Raw genomic sequence first — 23,161 nt, 5'->3', positions numbered from 1 at the left:
TTTATTCCTTCCTTTCTCTAAACTCCACTTTTATGCCTGTTCCAGAGAAATCAAAATTTTCTCTTAGTTTATTTTCTAAATACCTCTTATATGAAAAATGTACACAGCCAGTATCATTTACAAATAATATAAAAGTAGGAGCCTTTGTAGCTACTTGAGTTGCATAATAAATCTTAAGTCTTCTTGTTCCCATAACAGGAGGCTCTTTCATCATTATTGCCTTACTTATAACATCATTTAATACACCGGTTTTTATTCTTTTGCTATAGTTTGCATAACATTCTTTGGCTAAACTTAAAACCTTATGTACTCTTTGGCCTGTTTTAGCAGAAATAAATAAGAATTTAGCATAAGGCATAAATGCTAATTTTACTTTTATGTCATTTTTAAATTTATACATTGTTTTATCATCTTTTTCAATTAAATCCCATTTATTAACTATAACTAATATTGCTTTGTTTAAGTCATGAGCATATCCTATTATTTTTTCATCTTGCTCAGATATTCCTTCTTCAGCATCAATCATAAGTATACATACATCTGCTTTTTCTATAGATGCATATGTTCTTATAACGCTATATCTTTCTATTTCTTCTTTTACTTTACTTTTACGTCTAAGTCCTGCAGTATCTATAAGAGTAAATTTACCTTCTTCAGTATCTAAAAAGCTATCTATAGCATCTCTAGTAGTTCCTGGAATATTACTTACTATAACTCTATTTTCCCCTAATAATTTATTTATTAATGAAGATTTTCCTACATTAGGTTTACCTACGAAAGCAATATTTACACGTTCTTCTTTTAAAAGAGCATCTTCATTATCTTTAAAATATTCTACAACCTCATCTAACATATCACCTAAACTTAACCCTTGAGATGCAGATATAGCTATAGGATCTCCAATTCCTAAGTTATAAAATTCATATATATTCTCTTGTAGTGCTACTCTGTCTATTTTATTTACTGCTAAAACTATTGATTTTTTACTTTTTCTAAGCATATGAGCAACTTCTTCATCTGCTGGTGTTATTCCTTCTTTTCCATCTACTATAAATATAATAACATCTGCCATTTCAATTGCTATTTGTGCCTGTCTTCTCATTTGAGATACTATTACATCAGAACTTTCAGGTTCAATACCACCAGTATCTATTATAGTAAAATTATACTTAAGCCAATCAGCTTCTGCATAAATTCTATCTCTTGTTACTCCTGGAGTATCTTCTACTATCGATATTCTTTTTCCTGCTAATTTATTAAATAGTGTAGATTTTCCTACGTTAGGTCTTCCCACTATTGCAACTATAGGTTTTCCCATAATTACTCCTCCTTGCTATGTTTATTTATTAAATCTATTAGATCTTCACCAGTATAATCACAAACCAAAATTTTTCTTTTAAGCCTAATTTCAAGTTCACTTAAAGTTGTATCATCCAAAAATACTTTGAAATCATTATCTGCTAATTCATACCCTTTTCTAAGCATTACATCAGGAATTATAACATACTCTCCAAGCTCTTTATCTTTAGTTTGCTCTATAATATCTATTCCAGTTATAAGTCCAGCTACTGTGATTGTAGTTCCAAAAAAATTATTTAATATTTTTATAGGTTCTATTTTTATATTATTATTAAAATAATTAACTTTTTCACACGCACCCAGTATTTCATTATATGCTGAAGCCCCTGTAATAACCGTGAAGTTACCTCTAGTATTTTTCTTTAAATTTTCTAAACTATTATGTATATTTTCTCTAAAAACCCTTATTACACCTACGCCATCTTCTAACTGATTAAATCCATCGTAAAATCCTGAATCTGGCACATCTCTCTCTGCTATAACATAAAATTCATCTGATAATCTAACAAAAGGTTTCCCTACTTCTTTTAAGAATTTCATCTGATATTCTTTAACCATATCTATTTCTTTTCTTGCAGTCTCTTTATTAAAAAGTTCAAATTGATAAAGACCTTCTCTAAACTTAGTAACACCTATAGGTACTACTGCTAGATTTTCTACATTAGGATAAAATTTATATAAATCTTCTATAGTTCTTTTTAATTCTGCTCCATTATTAAGACCTGGACATAAAACTACTTGACAATTCATCTTTATCCCTGCACTAGCTAGTTTAGTTATTCTTTCATATAAGTTTCCTGCAAATCTATTATTCAAAAGTTTTACTCTAAGTTCTGGATTTGTGGTATGAACTGATATGTTTATAGGGCTTATTTTATACTTTATTATCCTATCTATATCTTCATCACTCATATTAGTTAGCGTTAAAAAATTTCCTTGCAAAAAAGATAATCTTGAATCATCATCTTTAAAATATAAAGTTTTCCTCATGCCTTTTGGAAGTTGGTCTATAAAACAAAATAAACATTTATTACGACAAGTTTGTGGTTTATCTAATATTGCTTCTTTAAATTCTACCCCTAAATCCTCGTCATATTCTTTTTCTATTTCAAGTTCCCATATTTCCCCACTACTCTTTTCTATATCTACTTTAAGATATTCATCGGTTACTAAAAATTTATAGTCTATTATATCCTTTACACTATTATCATTTATAGAAATTAAGTAATCGCCAGGCTCTATATCAAGTTCCTCAGCTATACTACCTCTATGTACTTTTAGTATTTCCTTTTTCATAGTTTCAACTCCACATTTATTATATTTGTCATTAAGTTATATTACATTAATATGAAGATTTAGTCAATGGAAGGGGTTTTATTTAAAACAAAATGAAAACATATATTTATCTAAAGATATTTTTTAAACATCTTTTATTAAATATATGTTTTCATCTTAGATTTTCTTTAATGAGTAAAACCTCAATTTAATTTTACTCATTCATATCTACATGTTCTCCTGTTACTAGATATATAGTCCATTCACAAATATTAGTAACATGATCCCCTATTCTTTCTAAGTATTTACATACAAATAAAAATTGAGTTAATTGATTTATTGTTGTTTTATCTTTTATCATTATTTCTATACAACTTTTAAAAGCTTCTTTATATAAAGCATCTATTTCATCATCTATTGCACAAACTTCATATGCTGCTTTCTTATCTCCATCTACATAAGCATCTAATGCTTCTTTAATCATTTTTTGTACTAGATTTGCCATTTTAGGGATATTAACCAACTTTTTCACATAATTTTCATTTTTTATTCTTATTGATATTTTAGCAATATCTACTGCATGATCTGCCATTCTTTCTAAATCAGTTACTATTTTTAGTGTTGTAAATATAATTCTTAAATCTGTAGCTATTGGCTGTTCTTTTGCTATAAGCATTATACATTTATCTTCTATCTCTTTTTCTAAATCATCTATTATGTTATCTTTTTCTATTACTTTTTTAGCTAAAACTTCATCTTTATCTACTAACGCTTGAACACAAGAATTTAATTGTTTCTCTACTATACTTCCCATTCTAAGCATACTATTATGAAGTTCTACAAGTTCACTATCAAAAGCTTTTCTCATTTTATAAACACCTTCTTCCCTAATTATAATTAAAAAGAATAAAAAATTACACTTAATATTTAAATTATAACCTTTTAAGCTTTACATAGACAAAATTAAGATAATTTTATATGGAATAAGATTTTCTAAATCTTTATATAAGTTTATTTTTTACAAAGATTAGAAAATCTTTTTCCTTTAACCAAATCTTCCTGTTATATAATCTTCTGTTCTTTTATCTTTAGGTTTATAGAATATATCTTCAGTTTTTCCAAACTCAACTACTTCCCCTGTTAAAAAAAATGCTGTATTATCTGATATCCTTCCTGCTTGTTGCATATTATGAGTTACTATTATAACTGTGTATTTTTTATTTAACTCATCCATTAATTCTTCAATTTTAAGAGTAGATATTGGATCTAATGCAGATGTAGGTTCATCCATAAGTAAAACTTCTGGTTCAATAGCAAGTGTTCTAGCTATACATAACCTTTGTTGTTGTCCACCGGACATTCCTAAAGCATTTTTGTTTAATCTATCTTTAACTTCCTCCCAAAGAGCTGCACCTTTTAAACTCTTTTCTACTATTTCGTCTAATTTGTTCTTATTTTTAATTCCATGAATTCTTGGCCCATAAGCTACATTATCATATATAGACATAGGAAAAGGATTTGGATGTTGAAAAACCATTCCTATTTTTTTTCTAAGATCTATTACATCATAATCTTTATATATATCATGACCTTCAAATAAAACTTTTCCATCTATTTTTACAGAATCTATTAAATCATTCATCCTATTTATAGTCCTTAAAAAAGTTGATTTTCCACATCCAGATGGTCCAATTAATGCAGTAACTGCATTTTTTTCTATAGACATGCTTATATCTCTTAAAGCTCTTACCGTCCCATAATATAAATTTAAGTTTTCTGTACTTATTATACTCATATTTTTCCTCCTATTAGCTTCCACTGTACATTTTGTAAACTTTTTTTCCTATAAGTCTTGCTAAAACATTAAATAATAAAACCATTATTATAAGAACTGCAGAAGATCCATTAGCTATCTTAGTAGCATCAGGAATCATTCCCTCTGAATTAACTTTCCATATATATACAGCTAAAGTTTCTGCCGGTCTCATCAAATTAAAAGGAGAAGCTTTAGAAGTAATATTAGCTGTAAAATCCAAAGAAGGAGCACTCATTCCTGCTGTATATAAAAGAGCTGCTGCTTCTCCAAATATTCTACCTGCTGCTAATATAACTCCTGTAATTATCTCTGGTATAGCTGCTGGAATCACCACTCTCTTTATAGTTTGAAATCGTGTTGCACCTAATCCTAAACTAGCTTCTTTAACTCCTTTTGATGAAGCTCTTATGGCATTTTCACAAACTCTTGTAAGTCCTGGTAAATTTATTATAGTTATAGCAAGTGCACCAGAAAGCAAAGTAAATCCCCAATTAGTCATCTTAACAAATATTAAAAACCCGAATAAACCTACTACTATAGAAGGCAATGATGCCATAGTTTCAATACTAGTTCTTACTATATTTAGAAACATTCCTTCTTTTGCATACTCAGCTAAATATATTCCTGCTCCTATACTTAAAGGAATACTTATAGCTAAAGAAATAACAAGCATATAAAACGAATTAAACAGTTGAGGCCCTATTCCTCCCCCTGCTTCTCCTATCTTAGGATCTCCAAATAAAAAGCTGGGACTTAAACTTCCTACTCCTTTGTATAAAATATAACCTATAAGTATAAGAAGTAAAGTTACTACAAAAGCTGATATAATGTACAATATTGTAGTCCAAATCTTATCTATTAACTTTGACATTATGAAGCTTCACCTCTCTTACTTACTACTTTTATTATTGCTATAAATATGAATGACATTATTAAAAGTAAGAATGCCAATGACCAAAGAGCATCATTCCATGGCGTTCCTTCTACTGTATTTGCCATATCCATAGTTATTGCACCAGTTAAAGTTGATGTAGGATTTAATAATTTAGGGAATTTTATAGAATTTCCTATTACCATTTGAACTGCTAGTGCTTCTCCAAAGGCTCTAGCTAATCCAAGTATTATAGCTGTTAATATACCATTTTTAGCTGATGGAACTATAACCTTCACAATAGTTTGCCATCTAGTAGCCCCTAACCCATAAGAAGCACTAACATATGACTTTGGTACATTCTTTATTGCATCGGAAGAAATACTAGCTATAGTTGGCAAAATCATTACGCTTAATACTATTATTCCTGATAATAAACTAAATCCTGTTCCTCCAAATATTTTCTTTACAACTGGTAAAAGTATACTAAGTCCTAACCACCCATAAACAACTGAGGGTATTCCTACAAAGAGTTCCAAAGCTGGTTGTAAAACTTTTTTCCCTAATTTAGGAGATATATGATTCATAAATATAGCTAAAGCTACGCTTATAGGAGCACTTATTATTACTGCCCCTATAGACACAAAGGTTGATCCTGCTATAAATATAAGTGCCCCATACTTAGGTTTATCAGCATCTGGTGCCCATTTCATTGATGTTAAAAATTCTTGAATTGAATAACCAGAAGAAAATAATTTCAATCCTTTTGAAGCAACAAATACTATTATTGATAAAGTAAGTACTACTATTAAAACTCCACATATAGTGGATAAACCTCTTCCTATATATTCATTTTTTAAATTTTGAATGTTAATTTTTTTCTTATCATTCATAGCACTTTTTTTAATTTTAGTTGATTTCATACCTATCTACCTCAAACCCATCAATAAGGTTTAATGCTAAAAGCACTAAACCCTAATTTATATTTTTTTGCTAAATTAACTCATTATACTCATTTTTTATATTTAAATTATTTATTCTAAACTATTAAATATAAAGTTCTTTCAAAAATTTATCTAATACAGTAAGCTAAATTATCCAATGATACTTTATCTTTGAAACTATTAATATAATATTTTGAATAAGTTATTAAGATATAATATATTTTACCTTTACTGAAATTATTGAAATTATCAATCCATCTCACCTATAAATTCTTATTTATCAATCATTAATTAATATCCCTTAATTGTTATCTGTTATTTGCTAATTATTAATTATTATTTAAGATCTCCCATTGGTATATATCCTAGTTTTTCAACTAATGCTTTATTATCATCACTAACCATATAATCTAAGAAAGCTTTAGTTAAACCTTTAGGTTCACCTTTTGTATACATATGTTCATAAGACCAGAATGGATATTTTTTAGCAGTTATATTTTCTTTATTAGCTTCTACTCCATCTACTTTTAAAACTTTAAGATTTTCTTTTTTCTCTTCAGTTATATATGACATAGCTAAGTAACTTATAGCTCCTTTAGTTTGACTTATTGCTTTTTCAACACTTCCACTTGAGTCTTGAGTTGTTCCTAATCCTTCTTTTTCATCTTTACCTTCCATAACTGTGTTTTTAAAAGTAGCTCTTGTTCCTGAAGATTTAGATCTATTTACAACATTTATTTTTTCATCTTGGCCGCCTATATCTTTCCAGTTAGTAACTTTCCCTGTAAATATATCTTGAATTTGTTTTTTAGTTAAATTATCAACTTTTACGTCTTTATTAACTACAACTGCAAATCCTATACCACATACTTTATGATCTACTAATTCTTTAACTTTAGATTCATCTTTTAATTTTTCTTTAGCTTCCACATCAGAGTTTCCTATTTCTACTGCTCCAGAAGAAACTTGTTTAACTCCAGCTCCACTACCTCCACCTTGAACATTTATAGTAGCATCTGGATTTTTTTCTCTAAAGTTTTTAGCCGCTTGTTCAGCTAATGGTTGAAGTGCTGAAGATCCTAAAGAAGTAATTGTCCCACTTATAGCATTCTTATTAGTTTCTTCTTTTTTAGCTTCTTCCTTATTTCCACAGCCTGCAAGTACTCCCATTGTAAGTGTGATTGCTAAAGCAGATACTAATAGTTTAAGTCCTTTTCTTTTCATTAACATAAACCTCCATTCATTTTGACCATATGTAAATAATTTAAGTTCTATTAACATATTAAAACACTTAAGTTAAGTAAAAATTATGCTAGTGTTAATTAAATTTAACATAGCCTAAATATTATTTTATTAAGCTTATTATTAACTTAAGGATTTTCTTTTATTCTGTATAATTTCAATAGATAGCTTTGAATATTTATATAAAAAACTTGTACTTTCCTAAATATAAAAATAAAGAAGTTAAGATAAAATCTTAACTTCTTTATTTTTTATATTTATTTTATTGATAGATAGGTATCCTTATTATAAACTTGCTCCCTTTATTAGGTTCACTTTGTACTTCTATTTTCCCATTTATACTTATTACTATATGTTTTACTATGGCAAGGCCTAGTCCTGTTCCACCTTCTGATCTAGATCTTGCTTTATCTATTCTATAAAATCTTTCAAAAATTCTATCTAAATATTTTTTAGGTATACCAACTCCTGTATCTTCAACTACTAAAACTATATTATTACTAGTGTTATCTAAATTAGTAGTTACAATTACTCTTCCTTCTGGCTCCGTATATTTTATAGCATTATCTATAAGATTTATTACTAATTGTTTATATTTATCTTTATATCCTTTTATATTAGGTAAATCATCTTTATTTAAAAATATAGATATACTCTTATTATCTGCAGATTTTTTAACTAAATACAAAACATCTTCTATTAAATCATTTATATTAAAAGTTTGCATTTCTTCTGTGTTTTTATTTTTTTCTATGTTAGATAAAACAAGTATATCTTGTATTAATCTTGTTAATCTTTCTGCTTCATCATTAATTATCTTTAAAAATTTTTCTCTTGTATCTTTATTTTCAACATATTTTAAAGTTTCAGCAAAACCTTTTATTGAAGTTAAAGGAGTTTTTAGTTCATGAGATACATTTGCAACAAATTGTTCTCTCATCTTTTCAAGCCTTTTTATATCTGTTACATCTTGAACTACAGCCACTTTACCTATTAAATCATACTTACTTACTATATCAGCTGTTTTAACTCTTAAATCTCTTTTATTAGGCCATAATATATTTATTTCTTTATTATCTATATCATCATTTCTAAATATATTTTCAAATTCAAAATCTCTTATTTTATCCATAAGATTTTCACCAATAACATCGCCTTTTATACCAAATAATTTTTTAGCATATGGATTTATCATTATTACTTTAAATTCTTTATCTATAGCTATAACTCCACTATCCATACTTTTTAATATGGCTTCTAATCTATTTTGCTTATCTATAACTTCTCTTAAAGTATTTTCTAATTTATCAGACATATTATTGAAAGTCTTTCCAAGTTCTCCTATTTCATCATCTGATGTTATTGTGACTCTTCTATCAAGCTCTCCTTTTGCCATTCTAGATGTTATAAAATTTAAATATTTTATAGGTTCTACAATAGCATGAGATAATCTTGATGAAAAAAGTATTGAAACCACAAGAGAAAAAATTATTATGTATATATAATATTTAAAATATTCTCCTTCTGAAAAAGATACTTGTTTCATTTTCATAGAAGTTCTTATAATATAAGAATCATCAAATTTTGTAGCATAATATAAGCTATCTGAATATATACTAGCACTATGCCTTATACTATACCCCTGTCCTTTTTGTCTTGCATCAATTACTTCATCTCTTTTATTATGATTATCTAATTTAGATATATCATTTTTAGAATCAGATAAAACTTTTCCCTTTTTATCAACTAAAGTTATTCTTATATCGCTTTCTTTTAAGAGCTTCTTAGAAAAAGATGAAAACTTTTTAATATCCCCTTTCTGCTCTTTGTATATGTTTATAAACATATAGTTTGTATTTTTTAATTCTTTTTTTGCATTTTCAACATATTGATAATTTATTATTATCATAAATAAAGAAGACACAATAGTTAAACTAAGAACTAACACACCTAGCATAGATATCATTATCTTTTTTTTCATACTACTCACCTTTAATTAAAATCATTAGTAAATCTATAACCTATTCCTCTTATAGTTTCTATATATTTTGGATTTTTATCATCATCTTCTATTTTTTTTCTTAAATGTCTTATATGAACATCTACCGTTCTAGTTTCTCCTATATATTCATATCCCCATATTCTATCTAAAAGAAAATCTCTTTTCATAACTTTCCCTTTATTTCTAATTAAAACTTCCAAAAGTTCAAACTCTTTTAAAGTTAAATCTATTTTTTTATCATTTTTACTTAAAAAATGTTTTTCAAAATTTATTTCTATATTACCGAATTTATAAGATTTAGTAACTTCTTGCACTGAAGAGACTCTTCTTAAAACTGCTTTTACTCTTGCAATCATCTCTCTAACTGAAAAGGGTTTTGTTATATAATCATCTGCTCCTAATTCTAATCCTAGTATCTTATCTAATTCTTCACTCTTTGCTGTAATCATTATTATAGGCGTATTAGATATATTACTATCTTTTCTTATCTCTTTACATACTTCATATCCATCCATACCAGGAAGCATTAGATCTAATAATATAAGATTAGGTCTTTCTTCTTTAGCCATTTTTAATCCTTCTAATCCATCATTAGCACATATACATTTATACCCATTTTTTTCTATATTAAATTTCACAAGTTCACAAATATGTTCTTCATCATCAACCATCAATACTTTTTTAACTGACATACTACTCCTCCTACTCACTTATATATACAAAAGAAAACTGTCTCCCTGTATTTTGATCTTTTCTATAAGAATGGAATCTATAATCCTCATTACAATAAGTACACATATTTAAATCTAAAATATTTTCATTACTTACTTTTTTATTTAAAAGCTGTGCAATTATACATTGAGATAAATCTAAATTTCTATTACCATCATCTATTATAAAATCATTATATAAATTATCATTTTTAAACTTACTTATAAGACTTTCGCTAACTTCATAACAACATTTTGATATGTGAGGTCCTATTATTGCTATTATATCTTCTGCTTTAGTATTATATTCTTTGTTTAATCTATCTATTGTATCCATAGTTATATGATTATAAGTACCTCTCCACCCACTGTGAATAGCAGCTATTGCTTTATTTTTTTTATCATACAAAAGAATAGGCACACAATCAGCTGTAAAAATTCCTATAGCTACAGATTTTTTATTACTTATTATAGCATCCCCTTCTAAGTTATCACATATCTGATTTTTATATTCGTAAATATTATTGCTATGTATTTGACTCAAATAACCTACTTTTTCTACTGAAAACCAGTTTTTTAATTTAGCCAAATTGTCTTGTCCTATTTCTGAATTCTTATTAAAATCCAAATTATTTTCTGCCGTTGAAAATATAAAATTAGTTTTATCTAAGGAAACTTTAATAAAAATATTATTACATATATTGATAGTATCTAAATTAAACTTCATAATCTCTATCACCTTTCAAAATTATTTTAACATTAATAAAAATAAAAACACTAGATTATGTTTCTTTTTTTAACTAAGTTAACTTTGTTTTAACATTAAATATATTTAATTTATATTTTACAAAAAACTGGCGTGCTATTATTATACACGTCAGCTTTTATCTTTTCCCATTAAATTTTTGATTTCTTCCATAAAGGTATTTATGTCTTTAAACTGCCTATATACAGAAGCAAATCTAACATAAGAAACCTCATCTATATCTTTTAATACATCCATTATTATTTCCCCTACATACTCTGACCTTACTTCTGTAAGCATTTTATTATTTATTTTTCTTTCAACTTCACTAGCAATAAATTCAATTTGATTTCTTGATACAGGTCTTTTTTGACAAGCTTTAATTAACCCATTAATTATCTTAGTCTTATCAAAATACTCCCTGCTTAAATTTTTCTTTATAACAAGAATAGGTATATTCTCTATTTTCTCATAAGTGGTATATCTTTTATTACATTTTAAACATTCTCTTCTTCTTCTTATGGAAGTTCCATCTTCTGTTGATCTAGAATCAACTACTTTGCTTTCTCCATATGAACAATATGGACATTTCAATTTATCCACACCCTTTTCTTTAGAATAGTCGTATATTCATCATTATATCACATATTCAATTATAAGCTAAGCATATGAAAACAAATAACAAATTAAAGCTGTAATTACCAATTTGTATAAAACTTATATGCTAACTAGTTATTTTATTTAGTAGACTTTAATACTTTATCCTCCATACTACATATCTTCTGTTTTTTGAAAATCTTCTTGTGAATTTACTAGTATTACATCTACTCCTATTTTTTTTATATCACTCCATGGTATATCAATATCTTGGCTTTTCCCAAAGAAAGATACTTTTCTAGAAGGAAGTATTATGGATACTATCTTATAACCATCACAATCTATTTTCAAATCTTTTATGTACCCCATTTTACTTCCAGTATTTATGTCTATAACTTCCATATTCTTTAAACTTCCTATAGAATTCAATTCCATACTTTCCATATGCTACTCCCCCTATTATTAATAATTACTATAAATATATATGATATTTATAATAATTATATGAATGTAAAAATAAACCTCTACAAAATCCAATTAATACTTTATATTATTTATAAATTTATGTATTATAAATATCTTTATACCAAAAAGAAAAAGAACCAATATATTATTTCTATAGAAATATTAGTCTATTAAGAAATATTTATTGGTTCTTTATTTTCTTTACATCTTTTTATAAATGTTTTCTCATATGTCTTAAAGCTGTTTTCTCTAATCTAGATACTTGAGCTTGAGATATTCCAATTTCGTCTGCTACCTCCATTTGAGTTCTTCCATCAAAGAATCTCAAATTAACTATTAGTTTTTCTCTATCATTTAATTTTTTCATTGCTTCTTTTATAGAAATATTTTCTATCCAATCTTGATCTAAATTTTTACTATCACTTATTTGATCCATAACATATATAGCATCTCCACCATCATGATATATAGGTTCAAATAAAGATACAGGATCTTGAATAGCATCTAAAGCAAATACCACTTCTTCTCTAGGTATTTCTAATTCTTTTGATATTTGAGATATTGTAGGTTCTTTGTTATTTTTCTTTACAAGTCTATCTCTTACCTGTAATGATTTATACGCTATGTCTCTTAATGATCTACTTACTCTTATTGAATTATTATCTCTTAAATACCTTCTTATTTCTCCAATAATCATAGGAACTGCATAAGTAGAAAATTTTACATTCTGACTTAAATCAAAGTTGTCGATAGCCTTTATAAGTCCTATACATCCAACTTGAAAAAGGTCATCTACATTTTCACCTCTGTTATTAAATCTTTTAATAACGCTTAACACTAATCTTAGGTTTCCTTTAATAAACTTTTCCCTACATTCATTTTCTCCATTTCTTATTCTAACTAATAATTTTTTCATTTCCTTGTCTTTTAACACTGGTAATTTTGATGTATTTACTCCACATATTTCTACCTTGTTTGTAATCATTATTATCAGCCCCTTTAGAATGATTGCATTTTAATTGTTTCCAAAGGAGGTTTTTTTTATACTAAAGACAAACTATATCATTTTACTTATTTCTTTTTTTAATCTTTTGATTATTCTTTTTTCAAGCCTGGATATATATGATTGAGAGATACCTAACATATCTGCTACTTCCTTTTGAGTTTTTTCTCCCTTACCTGTTAATCCAAATCTAAGCTTTACTATTTCTTTTTCTCTATCATTAAGTTTTTTCATAGCTAAAATGAGTAACTGTTTGTCTACTTCATCTTCTATCAAATTATATACTATATCATTTTCTGTACCTAGTATATCTGATAACAATAGCTCATTTCCATCCCAATCAATATTTAAAGGTTCATAAAAAGATATTTCAGCTTTAACTTTGCTATTTCTTCTTAAATACATTAATATTTCATTTTCTATGCACCTTGAAGCATAAGTTGCTAATTTTATTTTTTTATCTGGTTTAAAAGTATTTACAGCTTTAATAAGTCCTATAGTGCCTACGGATATTAAGTCCTCTATACAAATGCCTGTATTTTCAAATTTTCTTGCAATGTATACTACGAGCCTTAGGTTTCTCTCTATTAAGATAGATCTAATATTTTCATCTCCATCTACAAGTTGCATTACTAAATTTACCTCTTCTTCTTTAGTAAGTGGAGGTGGAAGCGCATCGTTTCCTCCTATGTAGTATACATTTTTAGCCAAAAACTTAAGTTTTATTAATATTCTATTTAATAATATTTTAAAATTTAACATCCCTATACCTCCCTATACAATTCCTCTTGATAATAATGCCTGATAATCTTTTATAGAACTTAACTTTTCCTCGGAAATACCTATTATGGCTTGTTTTTTTTCATCCCCTATATATATACCTTCTGGTTTAAAACCTTTTAAATTTCCACTATGTCCATTTATAACACTATAAGGTATATAAAATTTATCATAGTCATCTAAGTTTATGTTCAAAAATACTTCTCTATCTACTATTATTACTGGAAGATTTGTTGCAGGTTCCCTAAGTTCATTTCCTGTATCTAAAAAAGCTTTTACTTTAGTAATTCTATTATTTAATACTATATTTACATCATATATAAATTGACTTATATCTTTTCTATCTTTTATAAACCATACAACTTTAGATGCTACAATATATAAAATCATCAAAGCCATCAATAATTTCTTATAGGAAAAATTGCCTATAATAATATTAAAAGAACTACTATTGTAACTACATTCCATAAAAATACATATACCAGCAATAATCATTGAATAACATATATATATTGCTGTTGCTTTTAAATTAAAAAATATATTATTTTTTCTAAAAGCTATCCAAACAATAAAAAAAGCTACTAAAATTTTAAATATAATAGAACTAAAAAAATTCAAGCTAGGATAAATAATAACTAAAACATATAAACTTCCTAAAAAAGCAGCTAAAACATAACTTAAAATTTTTTTACTTATCTTTAACGTTTGTGACGTAACAACTAAGAGAAATAAATTCACTATAAAATTTTGAAAAATTAATACATCTAAATATATTACCACCATACCCCCCCTATCATGATAGTAAAACCTTTTCCATTTATTTACTATTATATAACTTATCTATTTAAAATTTTGTCACTTCATATTATAAATTTATACTTTTATACATCAAAATCTATCATTAAATATTAAATTTTAACTTGCATATATATTTTTATGAATAAAACACTATATATACGTAAATTAATATTACTTTTGAAAAAGAAAAACATATATTTCTAGAAAAATCATCACTTCACTAAGAAATATTAATTTATTTTAGAAACTTTATACTTTCATATACAACAAAAAACACCTATAAAAATTTACAGGTGCTTTTTATTGCATATAATAATTTTAAAGATAAAAGGTTATATGGCAAACCTAGCCATATAACCTTTTATCTTCTTTTTCTTCTTAAGAAAGCTGGTATTTCTAAATCATCTTCATTTAATGAATCATATTCTGATGAAGCTGCTGCTTCATCGTGCTTTCTATTTATATCATGTTCTCTATTTAATTCATGTTTTCTATTTAAATCATTTCCATTTACTCTTATGTTATTTGAATTATTATTAACATTACGATTAATATTTACAGAATTTGTGTTTTCTGGTTCTTCCTCTTCTGCTTCAACTTCAAAACCAGTAGCAATTACAGTAATTCTTAACTCGTCTTTTAAGTTTTCATCTATAACAGCACCAAAAATTATATTGGCATCAGGATCAGCAGCTTCCTGTACTATTTCAGCAGCTTCATTTATTTCTAATAATCCTAAATCTCCACCACCTGTTATGTTTAAAAGCACTCCAGTAGCGCCTACTATTGATGTTTCAAGAAGAGGACTTGATATAGCTTGCTTAGCTGCTTCTTGGGCTCTATTATCTCCTGTGCCCCGTCCTACGCCCATATGAGCTAATCCTCTATCTAACATTATAGTTCTGACATCTGCAAAATCCAAGTTAACAAGTCCTGGAATTGTTATAAGGTCAGAAATACCTTGTACACCTTGTCTTAATACATCATCTGCTAATTTAAAAGCTTCCATTAAACTAGTTTTTTTGTCAACTATACTTAATAATCTTTCATTAGGTATAGTAACTAATGTATCAACTCTTTCTTTTAAAGTATTAATTCCCATATCTGCATGTACCATTCTTTTTCTACCTTCAAATGGGAAAGGTTTTGTAACTACTCCTACTGTAAGTATACCCATTGATTTAGCTATTTCAGCAATTACAGGGGCTGCACCTGTTCCTGTTCCACCGCCCATTCCAGCAGTTATGAATACCATATCAGCACCTTTAATAGCTTGAGATATCTCATCTTTGCTTTCTTCAGCAGCTTTCTGTCCTATTTCTGGATTGGCACCAGCACCTAATCCTTTTGTAAGCTTGTCTCCTATTTGTATCTTCTGAGACGCTTGTGAAAGCATTAGAGCTTGTTTATCTGTATTTATAGCAATAAATTCTACATTTTTTAATCCTTCAATAATCATTCTATTTACAGCGTTGTTTCCACCGCCACCACATCCAATTACTTTTATTTGAGCAAATTGCTTTACATCTACATCGAAATCTAGCACAATAATACCTCCTTATCGTTATTCGAAAAATTCTGTTAAAAACTCTTTTATCTTTATTATTGGACCCTTTTGTTTACTTGAAGTTTTCTTAGAAGTTTCTTCACAAGCCACAGCTGCTTCATCTTCTACATTATTGTTACTTTTATTTGCTTTCATTGTGTTTAAAACATCTCTTACTGTTCCTACTGCTGACACATATGCTGGATTTATTGCTCCAACGTAGTCTGGAGTTCCTACTCTAACTGGCTTTTTAAAAACATATTCTCCTAACTCTTCTATACCTTTTATTGTTGCAAGACCTCCTCCTGCTATAACTATACCTGATATTTGGCTATATTGTCCACTTTCTTTTAGATTTTTCATAATAAGTTTTAAAAGTTCTTCTGCTCTTGCTTCAATTACGTCTAAAAGCATAGAAGAGTTTATTTTTATGACATTATTATAACCTAGATTTACTTTTATACTATCTTTTAATTCTAAGTTATCTATCCCTATAATACCATATTTAATCTTCAACTTTTCTGCCTCTGAAAAAGGAAGCTTTAAACATATAGCTATATCATTTGTTATACTATTGCCACCTATATTTATACAAGATGTATAAGATAACTTCTCATCTTTGTATATAGATATATCGATTGAATCTGCTCCTATATTAACCAATGCGCATCCTAAATCCATTTCTTCTTTTTTTAGAACTACTTCAGCATCAGCCATAGGTTGAAATACCATTCCTAGGACTTCATATCCTGCTTTTTCAACAGTTTTAAATAAATTACTAATAACTGTACTTTCGGCTAATATAACATATGAATCTACTTCTAATCTTGAAGCACTCATCCCTACTGGATCTTTTATTTTATCGTATCCATCTATGATATATTGTTTTGGTATAACTCCTATAATCTCTTTATCGGTCGGAACTTTTACGATTTTAGCCGCATTTATAACTCTTTTTACATCTTTTTGAGATATTTCTCTGTCATCTGAGGCTACAGCCACCACTCCCCGGTTAGAAACTAACGTTCCTATTCTAGATGGTAAAGAAATATAAAACCCTAAAACTTGAGTGTCAACCATACCTTCTAATTGCTTTATACAATTTTTTATAGCATTAGCAGTATTGTCCATATCTACTATTACTCCGTTTTTCATGCCACTATAACTTACAGAAGTAATACCTCTTATTTGTAGTTTACCATATTTATCATATTTCCCTGCTGCTGCACATATTTTAGAGGATCCTATATCCACTCCAACTATATATTCATTCATTCGGACTTCCCCCTTTGCATAGAAAACCATCAAAATATATATTCAACAAAAAAGCCTTATTTCCTTTTATTTTAATTAATAATTATAATGATAATTAGAATTTAATTAAATTAATTTTCCATTGCTTACCATAAATTAGAAAAAGAGAAAGTATACCTTTCCCTTTTAGTTTAATTTACTTTTTCTAATTCCTCTATATTCATACTTCTTGTATGAACGGTATGATTCCATTCTTTTTTATTTTTATCCAATATACCTTGTATAGAAATAGGGAACCAGGTTATTGTATATATTGGAAATACTATATAATACAATATAACCTTTAAACTTAATTTTTTTTCAAGTCCCAAGATAAATGGAAAATATAATATTTGCAATAATGAAAGTAATATTACAATTATAGTAACTGCATTAAAATTTATAGTAGAAAGATTAAAGTTTATAGAACTAACTACACTACTAAAATTATTAACTAAAGCAACTGCACCAATTATATATTTTATAAAACCTATTATAACTGACAAACCAATAAATATACTTACTATTGGTTGTATGCTATAAAGTGCGCAATCAAAAGATGTAAAACTAAATTTTGTTACTGCTCTTTTCATAAGCTTAAAAAAGTATCTACTAAATACATCTGCAAAGCCTTGCATCCATCTTTTTCTTTGTCTCCATGATTGTGCTAATTTTAAAGGCTTTTCATCATATATTATTGCATCGTGGGCCCATCCAACTTTATATCCATTTAATACAAGTTTACAAGAGAACTCTAAATCTTCTGTAAGACAAGTAGCTCCCCAACCTAATTCTTTCAATATATCAATACCTATACAAAATCCTGTTCCACCTAATTGACTTGAAAGCCCTAAATTATATCTAGCTAATTGGAACATTCTATTCATAGTCCAAAATGATATTGAATAACTTCCTGTTATCCAGCTATCTAAAGGATTTTTACTATCTAAGTATCCCTGAACTACTTTGTATCCTTGAAGCACTTTTTGGTTCATTTCTTTTAAGAAATCTTTGTGAACTAAATTGTCTGCATCGAAAATAACTACGGAATCATATTTGTTTTCCATTTTATATATTTTACTAAACATCCACTCAAGGGCATACCCTTTGCCTCTTCTCTTTTTGTCACATCTTTCATAAACCAAAGCTCCATTTTTTCTTGCTATCTCTGCTGTTTTATCAGTACAATTATCTGCTATAACAAATATATCATATAATTTTTTATTATAATTTAACATTTTTAAACTATTTATAATATCAGCAATAACTAATTGTTCGTTGTGAGCAGCTACAATAAGCGCAAATTTTGTTTTATCATCATATTTTTTCTTGTCTTTCCTTCTCCATATTCCAAAAAATGATATAAATAATTGATACATTGTAACAAAATATACTATGTAAGTTATTGTTTTGGAACTATAGGTTAATATATCATTTATGATATCCAACAGTATCCCCCCTTGGTTCAAAGTTATTTTAGCATAAATGAAAATTAATTACTATACAATTATGGACAATTATATTAAAATTATTTAAACTTATATGAAAAATCTACATTTATAATAGAATTAATAAGCATTATTATTATAAACAAACTAAATAATTAATAAATACTTAATATAAGTATATTAAATTTATTCTAATGTTATTAATTATATAAAAACTTATTTATATAATAGTCATATTTAGCTTTACTCTATTTTAATATATTATTCAATGTTTCATTTATAAGACTCTTACTATTAATTATAATACATAAAGCAAATAGCTACTAATAGTAAATAACTCCAAATAAATAAAAAGGCCTTTTAAAGCCTTCTTATTTACTATAATCTCCATATTTTAGATATTAATTATTTTCATAATTAATTCTTTATCCATTGCATATGTTAAAGCTGCATCATAAGATATTAAGCCTTGTTTATAAAGTTCTGCTAAAGATATATCCATAGTTTTCATTCCATATTTTGATCCTGTTTGAATAGATGATTCTATCTGATAAGATTTACCTTCTCTTATCATATTTCTTATAGCATTAGTTCCTGTCATTATTTCTAAAGCTGCAATTCTTCCTTTACCATTTGTTTTTGGAATTAACTGCTGACAGACTATTCCTTCAATAACACTAGCTAATTGCATTCTTACTTCCTGTTGTTGATATGGTGGGTATACATTAACAATTCTATCTATAGTTTTTGCAGCTCCTATAGTATGCAATGTAGAAAATACTAAGTGACCTGTTTCCGCTGCTGTAAGAGCTATTGATATAGTATCTAAATCTCTAAGTTCTCCTATTAATATTATATCAGGATCTTCTCTTAATGCTGCTTTTAAAGCATTTTTATAATTTAATGTATCCCTTCCTATTTCTCTTTGATTGATTATTGATTTATTATGTTTATGTAGAAATTCTATAGGATCTTCTAAGGTAATTATATGGCTAGCTTTATTAGCATTTATCTCATTTATCATTGCAGCTAAAGTAGTACTTTTCCCTGCTCCTGTAGATCCTGTTACTAATACAAGTCCTTTCTTTTTATATGTGAGATCCTTTATTACCTCTGGCATTTTTAAATCTTTTAATGTAGGTATTTTTAATGTAACTACTCTTATTGAAATAGCTGTACTTCCTCTTTGCTTAAATATGCTCACTCTAAATCTTCCAAGACCAGGGACTGAATAGGAAGTGTCTATTTCTCCTTTTTTTATGTATTCTCCATATAAATCTCCTAAAAGTTCTTTTGCACAATTTTCTGTTTCTAAAGGAGATATCTTCTCAGCTTCCAAATGAGTTAATTCACCGTTTTTTCTTATTATAGGTGATACTCCTACAGTTAAATGTAAATCTGATGCCTTTTCTTTAATAGTTTTTTCTAGTAATTTTTCTAATAATATCACTGGCATTCTCCTTTCGTCAATCTATCCTTTGTCTTTAATATCTATTATTATCCTATAAATTTAATATTATTATTTTAATCTTTTATTATATAAGTTATAAATAATATATTAATTTAATAAAGCATATTTTTAGATAATCATATAAATTTATTAACACATTGTTTAACAATCCCCTTTATATTTTCGTTCATAAACACTATATTTTTAATCTATTTTACATATTAACTCTAAATAATTTTTTTTTACTAAAATATAATGGTAAAATTAAGAATTAAGAATTAGAATTATATTTATGTAATACATTCTTAATCCTTAATTCTTAATCATAAATCATTTTGCATTTTTTAAATTGCTCCCACAATTAAGCTCTTTATATAACTTCTTCAAAGCCTTTTTTTCTATTCTAGAAACATAAGACCTTGATATATTCAAAATTGCTGCTATCTCTCTTTGAGTTTTAGGTTTCCCATCTTTAAGCCCATATCTCATTTGTATTACTTTTTTTTCTCTTCCTTTAAGAGCTGTATCTATTTTTCCATATAATTTTTTTATTTGTATCTTATTTTCTACTATTTCTATTATAGAATTTTCATCAGTGCTTAATATGTCCATAAGGGATATCTCATTTCCTTCTTTGTCTATACCTATAGGATCTTGAAGATACATTTCTCCTTTAGTTTTCTTATTATTCCTCATAAGCATCAATATTTCATTTTCTATACATTTAGCAGCATAAGTAGCTAATCTAGTTCCTTTAGAATTATCAAAAGAATCTATAGCCTTTATTAATCCAACTGTTCCTATTGATATTAAATCATCAATATCTTTCCCTGGATAAGAATATTTTTTGACTATATGTGCTACTAATCTTAAATTTCTTTCTACTAATATGTTTTTTGCTAAAGGATCTCCTTCTTTTAATTTTTTTAAATAGTACTTTTCTTCTTTTTCATTTAAAGGTTGTGGAAACGAGCTATTACCCGTAACATACCCTGTTAAAAGTATCATACTTCCAATCATATCTAATAAGCATTCTACAAAAAACACAAGTTGTTCCCCCTAATAGTGCTTATTAATATAATATGTAAGCATACAGAAAAAATTGCATGTATAATTATATTTTATAATTTTATTTTAATATTTCACCTTTATTTAACTCTTTAACTATATCGTAAAATATAGGCACTGCAGTATTTCCTGCACTTTCTTTTTCCGAATCTATATTAGGAACAAAAACTACCATAGAATAAGTCTTTCCATTATTTTCGAAAAAACCTATAAACCATCCATCTGATTTAGATTTAATTTTTCCTTTTCCATCTTTTTCTGTTCTTTCTGTGGATCCTGTTTTTCCACCTATTAAAATATTTTTATTATAAGCTAACTTTCCTGTACCTTTTTTAACTACATCTATCATTTGATCTTTAATATTTATAGCATTGTCTTTATCAATAATTTTCTTTTTAATAGTTTTTTCAGTTTGTAAAGTTTTATTATTGTTATCAACGTAAGATTCTAATAAATAGGGTTTTGTATAAACTCCATTATTAACAACTACATTAACCATAGACAAAGCTTCTATAGGAGTCATCCTCATCAATTGTCCAAAAGAAATTAAAGATAATGTTCCATCCTCTAAACTAGGCTTCTTATTGTTTGAGAGTTGAAAACTTCCTTTTTGTTCATAATTCAAGTTCAAAACTTTACCAAACAAATCTTGTCTTTTCATAATATCATCAATATTTCCAAAACCTACTTTTCTACCTATTTGGGAAAATATATCATTGCAAGATACTGTGAAAGCATCTTTATAATTTAGATTCCCATGGCACCCTTCATGGTTTTTTTCAAATTGACCTTTACAATAAAATTTATCATCCTCTGTTATAACATCATTTTCTAAAGCTGCTTCTTCAACTATAACCTTAAAAATAGATCCTGGTGGAAATCCATTTTTACTAGATGCCCCTATAATTACATTTGGAAGGGTTTCATCCTTTTGTGCCATACCACTTATTTTGCCAGTGTCACTTTCCATCAAAGCTACTCCAATTTGAGAATATTTTTTATATTTTTTATTTTCTAAAACCTTTCTTATTTTATCTTGAATATTAGAATCTAAAGTAAGCTTTGGATTAACACTTTTACTTGCTTTTTCTATTTCATTAGACATAATTTGTCCATTTAAATCCTTATTATATACAATTTTATCTATATCATTATCTTTAGTTTTATCATAAATTTTATACTCCAAAGAATCTTTGTTTTTAAAGGTCTTTCCATCCTTTTTATATGGATTTAAAAGCATATTTTCTAATTTCCAATGCTCTTTTCTATTATTATAATCTTTATCTACTACAGAAGTTTTATAAACATAAAAGCCTTTAAGCTTTTTCATTTTCATTAATTTTTCATAAGTATTCTTATCTATTTCATAATACAATTTTCCACTTTTAGTTACATTACTCTCTGCTAAATCATAATCTTTATTATAATTTTTAAGAGTATATAATATGGATAACACTTTTTCTTCTTCTTTTTCATTGTCCTCAAAACTTTGAGGAACTATAACAGCATAATATTTATCTTTATATTTAAGAAGATCTTTACCATTTGTATCTAAGAGCTTAAATTTATTTTCCCATATAGGCTCCTTATATGCATACTGTGCATCAGCCATTACAGCAAACTTATCTCTATCCAAATATTGAAATTTATATATTCTTAATATAAGAACTGAAAAAATCAATATAAATATTATTAGCACCTTATAAATTCTTTTTTTATTCAAATATCTTTTCATAATATAAACCACCT

21 protein-coding genes are annotated in these 23,161 nt (G+C 26.9%); all 21 read right to left on the bottom strand.

The genetic code is table 11. The features are described from left to right. Window position 1: 1 nt before the first annotated feature. Window positions 2–1,318 (bottom strand): ribosome biogenesis GTPase Der, encoded by a 1,317-nt coding sequence (der, locus tag ABDZ71_RS03600; protein ID WP_343758952.1) that lies wholly within the window; start codon window positions 1,316–1,318, stop codon window positions 2–4. A gap of 2 nt (window positions 1,319–1,320) precedes the next feature. Continuing rightward, the gene (locus tag ABDZ71_RS03595; RefSeq protein WP_343758950.1) at window positions 1,321–2,655 is read right to left on the bottom strand and encodes a DUF512 domain-containing protein; all 1,335 of its coding nucleotides are present in this window, start codon (window positions 2,653–2,655) and stop codon (window positions 1,321–1,323) included. 193 nt (window positions 2,656–2,848) lie between these two features. Further along, window positions 2,849–3,502 carry a phosphate signaling complex protein PhoU gene (phoU, locus tag ABDZ71_RS03590; protein WP_343758948.1) on the bottom strand — a complete coding sequence of 218 codons (654 nt, stop codon included), beginning with the start codon at window positions 3,500–3,502 and terminating at the stop codon, window positions 2,849–2,851. Between the two features lie 177 nt (window positions 3,503–3,679). Then, the gene (pstB, locus tag ABDZ71_RS03585; protein ID WP_343758946.1) at window positions 3,680–4,429 is read right to left on the bottom strand and encodes a phosphate ABC transporter ATP-binding protein PstB; all 750 of its coding nucleotides are present in this window, start codon (window positions 4,427–4,429) and stop codon (window positions 3,680–3,682) included. A gap of 13 nt (window positions 4,430–4,442) precedes the next feature. Then, window positions 4,443–5,324, bottom strand: coding sequence for a phosphate ABC transporter permease PstA (pstA, locus tag ABDZ71_RS03580; protein ID WP_343759935.1), 882 nt, complete (start codon window positions 5,322–5,324; stop codon window positions 4,443–4,445). Next, the gene (gene pstC / locus ABDZ71_RS03575; protein WP_343758944.1) at window positions 5,321–6,244 is read right to left on the bottom strand and encodes a phosphate ABC transporter permease subunit PstC; all 924 of its coding nucleotides are present in this window, start codon (window positions 6,242–6,244) and stop codon (window positions 5,321–5,323) included. Before pstC ends, pstA begins: the two co-directional genes overlap by 4 nt. Window positions 6,245–6,601: 357 nt before the next feature. After that, a complete protein-coding gene (locus ABDZ71_RS03570) occupies window positions 6,602–7,489 on the bottom strand; it encodes a phosphate ABC transporter substrate-binding protein PstS family protein (protein ID WP_343758942.1) in 888 nt (295 codons plus the stop codon). A gap of 280 nt (window positions 7,490–7,769) precedes the next feature. Then, on the bottom strand, window positions 7,770–9,488 hold the full coding sequence (pnpS, locus tag ABDZ71_RS03565) for a two-component system histidine kinase PnpS (RefSeq protein WP_343758940.1): 1,719 nt from the start codon (window positions 9,486–9,488) through the stop codon (window positions 7,770–7,772). Window positions 9,489–9,499: 11 nt separating this feature from the next. Then, a complete protein-coding gene (locus ABDZ71_RS03560; protein ID WP_343758938.1) occupies window positions 9,500–10,201 on the bottom strand; it encodes a response regulator in 702 nt (233 codons plus the stop codon). A 10-nt stretch (window positions 10,202–10,211) separates the two neighbouring features. Next, the gene (pgeF, locus tag ABDZ71_RS03555) at window positions 10,212–10,946 is read right to left on the bottom strand and encodes a peptidoglycan editing factor PgeF (protein ID WP_343758936.1); all 735 of its coding nucleotides are present in this window, start codon (window positions 10,944–10,946) and stop codon (window positions 10,212–10,214) included. 150 nt (window positions 10,947–11,096) lie between these two features. After that, window positions 11,097–11,558, bottom strand: coding sequence for a transcriptional regulator NrdR (nrdR, locus tag ABDZ71_RS03550; RefSeq protein ID WP_343758934.1), 462 nt, complete (start codon window positions 11,556–11,558; stop codon window positions 11,097–11,099). Window positions 11,559–11,735: 177 nt separating this feature from the next. Next, window positions 11,736–12,005, bottom strand: a complete 270-nt coding sequence (locus tag ABDZ71_RS03545; protein ID WP_343758932.1) for a YlmC/YmxH family sporulation protein — start codon at window positions 12,003–12,005, stop codon at window positions 11,736–11,738. Window positions 12,006–12,237: 232 nt separating this feature from the next. After that, window positions 12,238–13,011 carry an RNA polymerase sporulation sigma factor SigG gene (gene sigG / locus ABDZ71_RS03540; protein WP_343758930.1) on the bottom strand — a complete coding sequence of 258 codons (774 nt, stop codon included), beginning with the start codon at window positions 13,009–13,011 and terminating at the stop codon, window positions 12,238–12,240. Between the two features lie 72 nt (window positions 13,012–13,083). Further along, on the bottom strand, window positions 13,084–13,791 hold the full coding sequence (gene sigE / locus ABDZ71_RS03535; protein ID WP_343758928.1) for an RNA polymerase sporulation sigma factor SigE: 708 nt from the start codon (window positions 13,789–13,791) through the stop codon (window positions 13,084–13,086). A 12-nt stretch (window positions 13,792–13,803) separates the two neighbouring features. Beyond that, on the bottom strand, window positions 13,804–14,589 hold the full coding sequence (spoIIGA, locus tag ABDZ71_RS03530) for a sigma-E processing peptidase SpoIIGA (protein WP_343758927.1): 786 nt from the start codon (window positions 14,587–14,589) through the stop codon (window positions 13,804–13,806). Between the two features lie 379 nt (window positions 14,590–14,968). Continuing rightward, the gene (gene ftsZ / locus ABDZ71_RS03525) at window positions 14,969–16,153 is read right to left on the bottom strand and encodes a cell division protein FtsZ (RefSeq protein WP_343758925.1); all 1,185 of its coding nucleotides are present in this window, start codon (window positions 16,151–16,153) and stop codon (window positions 14,969–14,971) included. 18 nt (window positions 16,154–16,171) lie between these two features. Then, window positions 16,172–17,428 carry a cell division protein FtsA gene (gene ftsA, locus ABDZ71_RS03520; RefSeq protein ID WP_343758923.1) on the bottom strand — a complete coding sequence of 419 codons (1,257 nt, stop codon included), beginning with the start codon at window positions 17,426–17,428 and terminating at the stop codon, window positions 16,172–16,174. A gap of 170 nt (window positions 17,429–17,598) precedes the next feature. Continuing rightward, on the bottom strand, window positions 17,599–18,894 hold the full coding sequence (locus ABDZ71_RS03515; RefSeq protein WP_343758920.1) for a glycosyltransferase family 2 protein: 1,296 nt from the start codon (window positions 18,892–18,894) through the stop codon (window positions 17,599–17,601). Between the two features lie 394 nt (window positions 18,895–19,288). Then, window positions 19,289–20,350, bottom strand: a complete 1,062-nt coding sequence (locus ABDZ71_RS03510) for a type IV pilus twitching motility protein PilT (protein ID WP_425544688.1) — start codon at window positions 20,348–20,350, stop codon at window positions 19,289–19,291. A gap of 324 nt (window positions 20,351–20,674) precedes the next feature. Further along, window positions 20,675–21,391: an RNA polymerase sporulation sigma factor SigK gene (sigK, locus tag ABDZ71_RS03505; protein WP_343758916.1), complete on the bottom strand. Its 717-nt coding sequence runs from the start codon at window positions 21,389–21,391 to the stop codon at window positions 20,675–20,677. An 82-nt stretch (window positions 21,392–21,473) separates the two neighbouring features. Further along, entirely contained in the window at window positions 21,474–23,147 is a 1,674-nt protein-coding gene (locus tag ABDZ71_RS03500; RefSeq protein ID WP_343758914.1) for a penicillin-binding transpeptidase domain-containing protein, read from the bottom strand. Window positions 23,148–23,161: the final 14 nt, after the last annotated feature.

The organism is Clostridium oceanicum (genome assembly GCF_039521385.1).
Classification (GTDB): Bacteria; Bacillota; Clostridia; order Clostridiales; family Clostridiaceae; genus Clostridium_F; species Clostridium_F oceanicum.
Note: the sequence above shows the minus strand (reverse complement) of the source record. Positions and strands in the feature narration are given on the sequence as shown.

Coding starts and splice junctions, on each gene's coding strand:
- der (WP_343758952.1), bottom strand. CDS start 1,318: ATGGGAAAACCTATAGTTGCAATAGTGGGAAGACCTAACGTAGGAAAA.
- ABDZ71_RS03595 (WP_343758950.1), bottom strand. CDS start 2,655: ATGAAAAAGGAAATACTAAAAGTACATAGAGGTAGTATAGCTGAGGAA.
- phoU (WP_343758948.1), bottom strand. CDS start 3,502: ATGAGAAAAGCTTTTGATAGTGAACTTGTAGAACTTCATAATAGTATG.
- pstB (WP_343758946.1), bottom strand. CDS start 4,429: ATGAGTATAATAAGTACAGAAAACTTAAATTTATATTATGGGACGGTA.
- pstC (WP_343758944.1), bottom strand. CDS start 6,244: ATGAAATCAACTAAAATTAAAAAAAGTGCTATGAATGATAAGAAAAAA.
- ABDZ71_RS03570 (WP_343758942.1), bottom strand. CDS start 7,489: ATGAAAAGAAAAGGACTTAAACTATTAGTATCTGCTTTAGCAATCACA.
- pnpS (WP_343758940.1), bottom strand. CDS start 9,488: ATGAAAAAAAAGATAATGATATCTATGCTAGGTGTGTTAGTTCTTAGT.
- ABDZ71_RS03560 (WP_343758938.1), bottom strand. CDS start 10,201: ATGTCAGTTAAAAAAGTATTGATGGTTGATGATGAAGAACATATTTGT.
- pgeF (WP_343758936.1), bottom strand. CDS start 10,946: ATGAAGTTTAATTTAGATACTATCAATATATGTAATAATATTTTTATT.
- ABDZ71_RS03545 (WP_343758932.1), bottom strand. CDS start 12,005: ATGGAAAGTATGGAATTGAATTCTATAGGAAGTTTAAAGAATATGGAA.
- sigG (WP_343758930.1), bottom strand. CDS start 13,011: ATGATTACAAACAAGGTAGAAATATGTGGAGTAAATACATCAAAATTA.
- sigE (WP_343758928.1), bottom strand. CDS start 13,791: ATGTTAAATTTTAAAATATTATTAAATAGAATATTAATAAAACTTAAG.
- ftsA (WP_343758923.1), bottom strand. CDS start 17,428: ATGAATGAATATATAGTTGGAGTGGATATAGGATCCTCTAAAATATGT.
- ABDZ71_RS03510 (WP_425544688.1), bottom strand. CDS start 20,350: ATGCCAGTGATATTATTAGAAAAATTACTAGAAAAAACTATTAAAGAA.
- ABDZ71_RS03500 (WP_343758914.1), bottom strand. CDS start 23,147: ATGAAAAGATATTTGAATAAAAAAAGAATTTATAAGGTGCTAATAATA.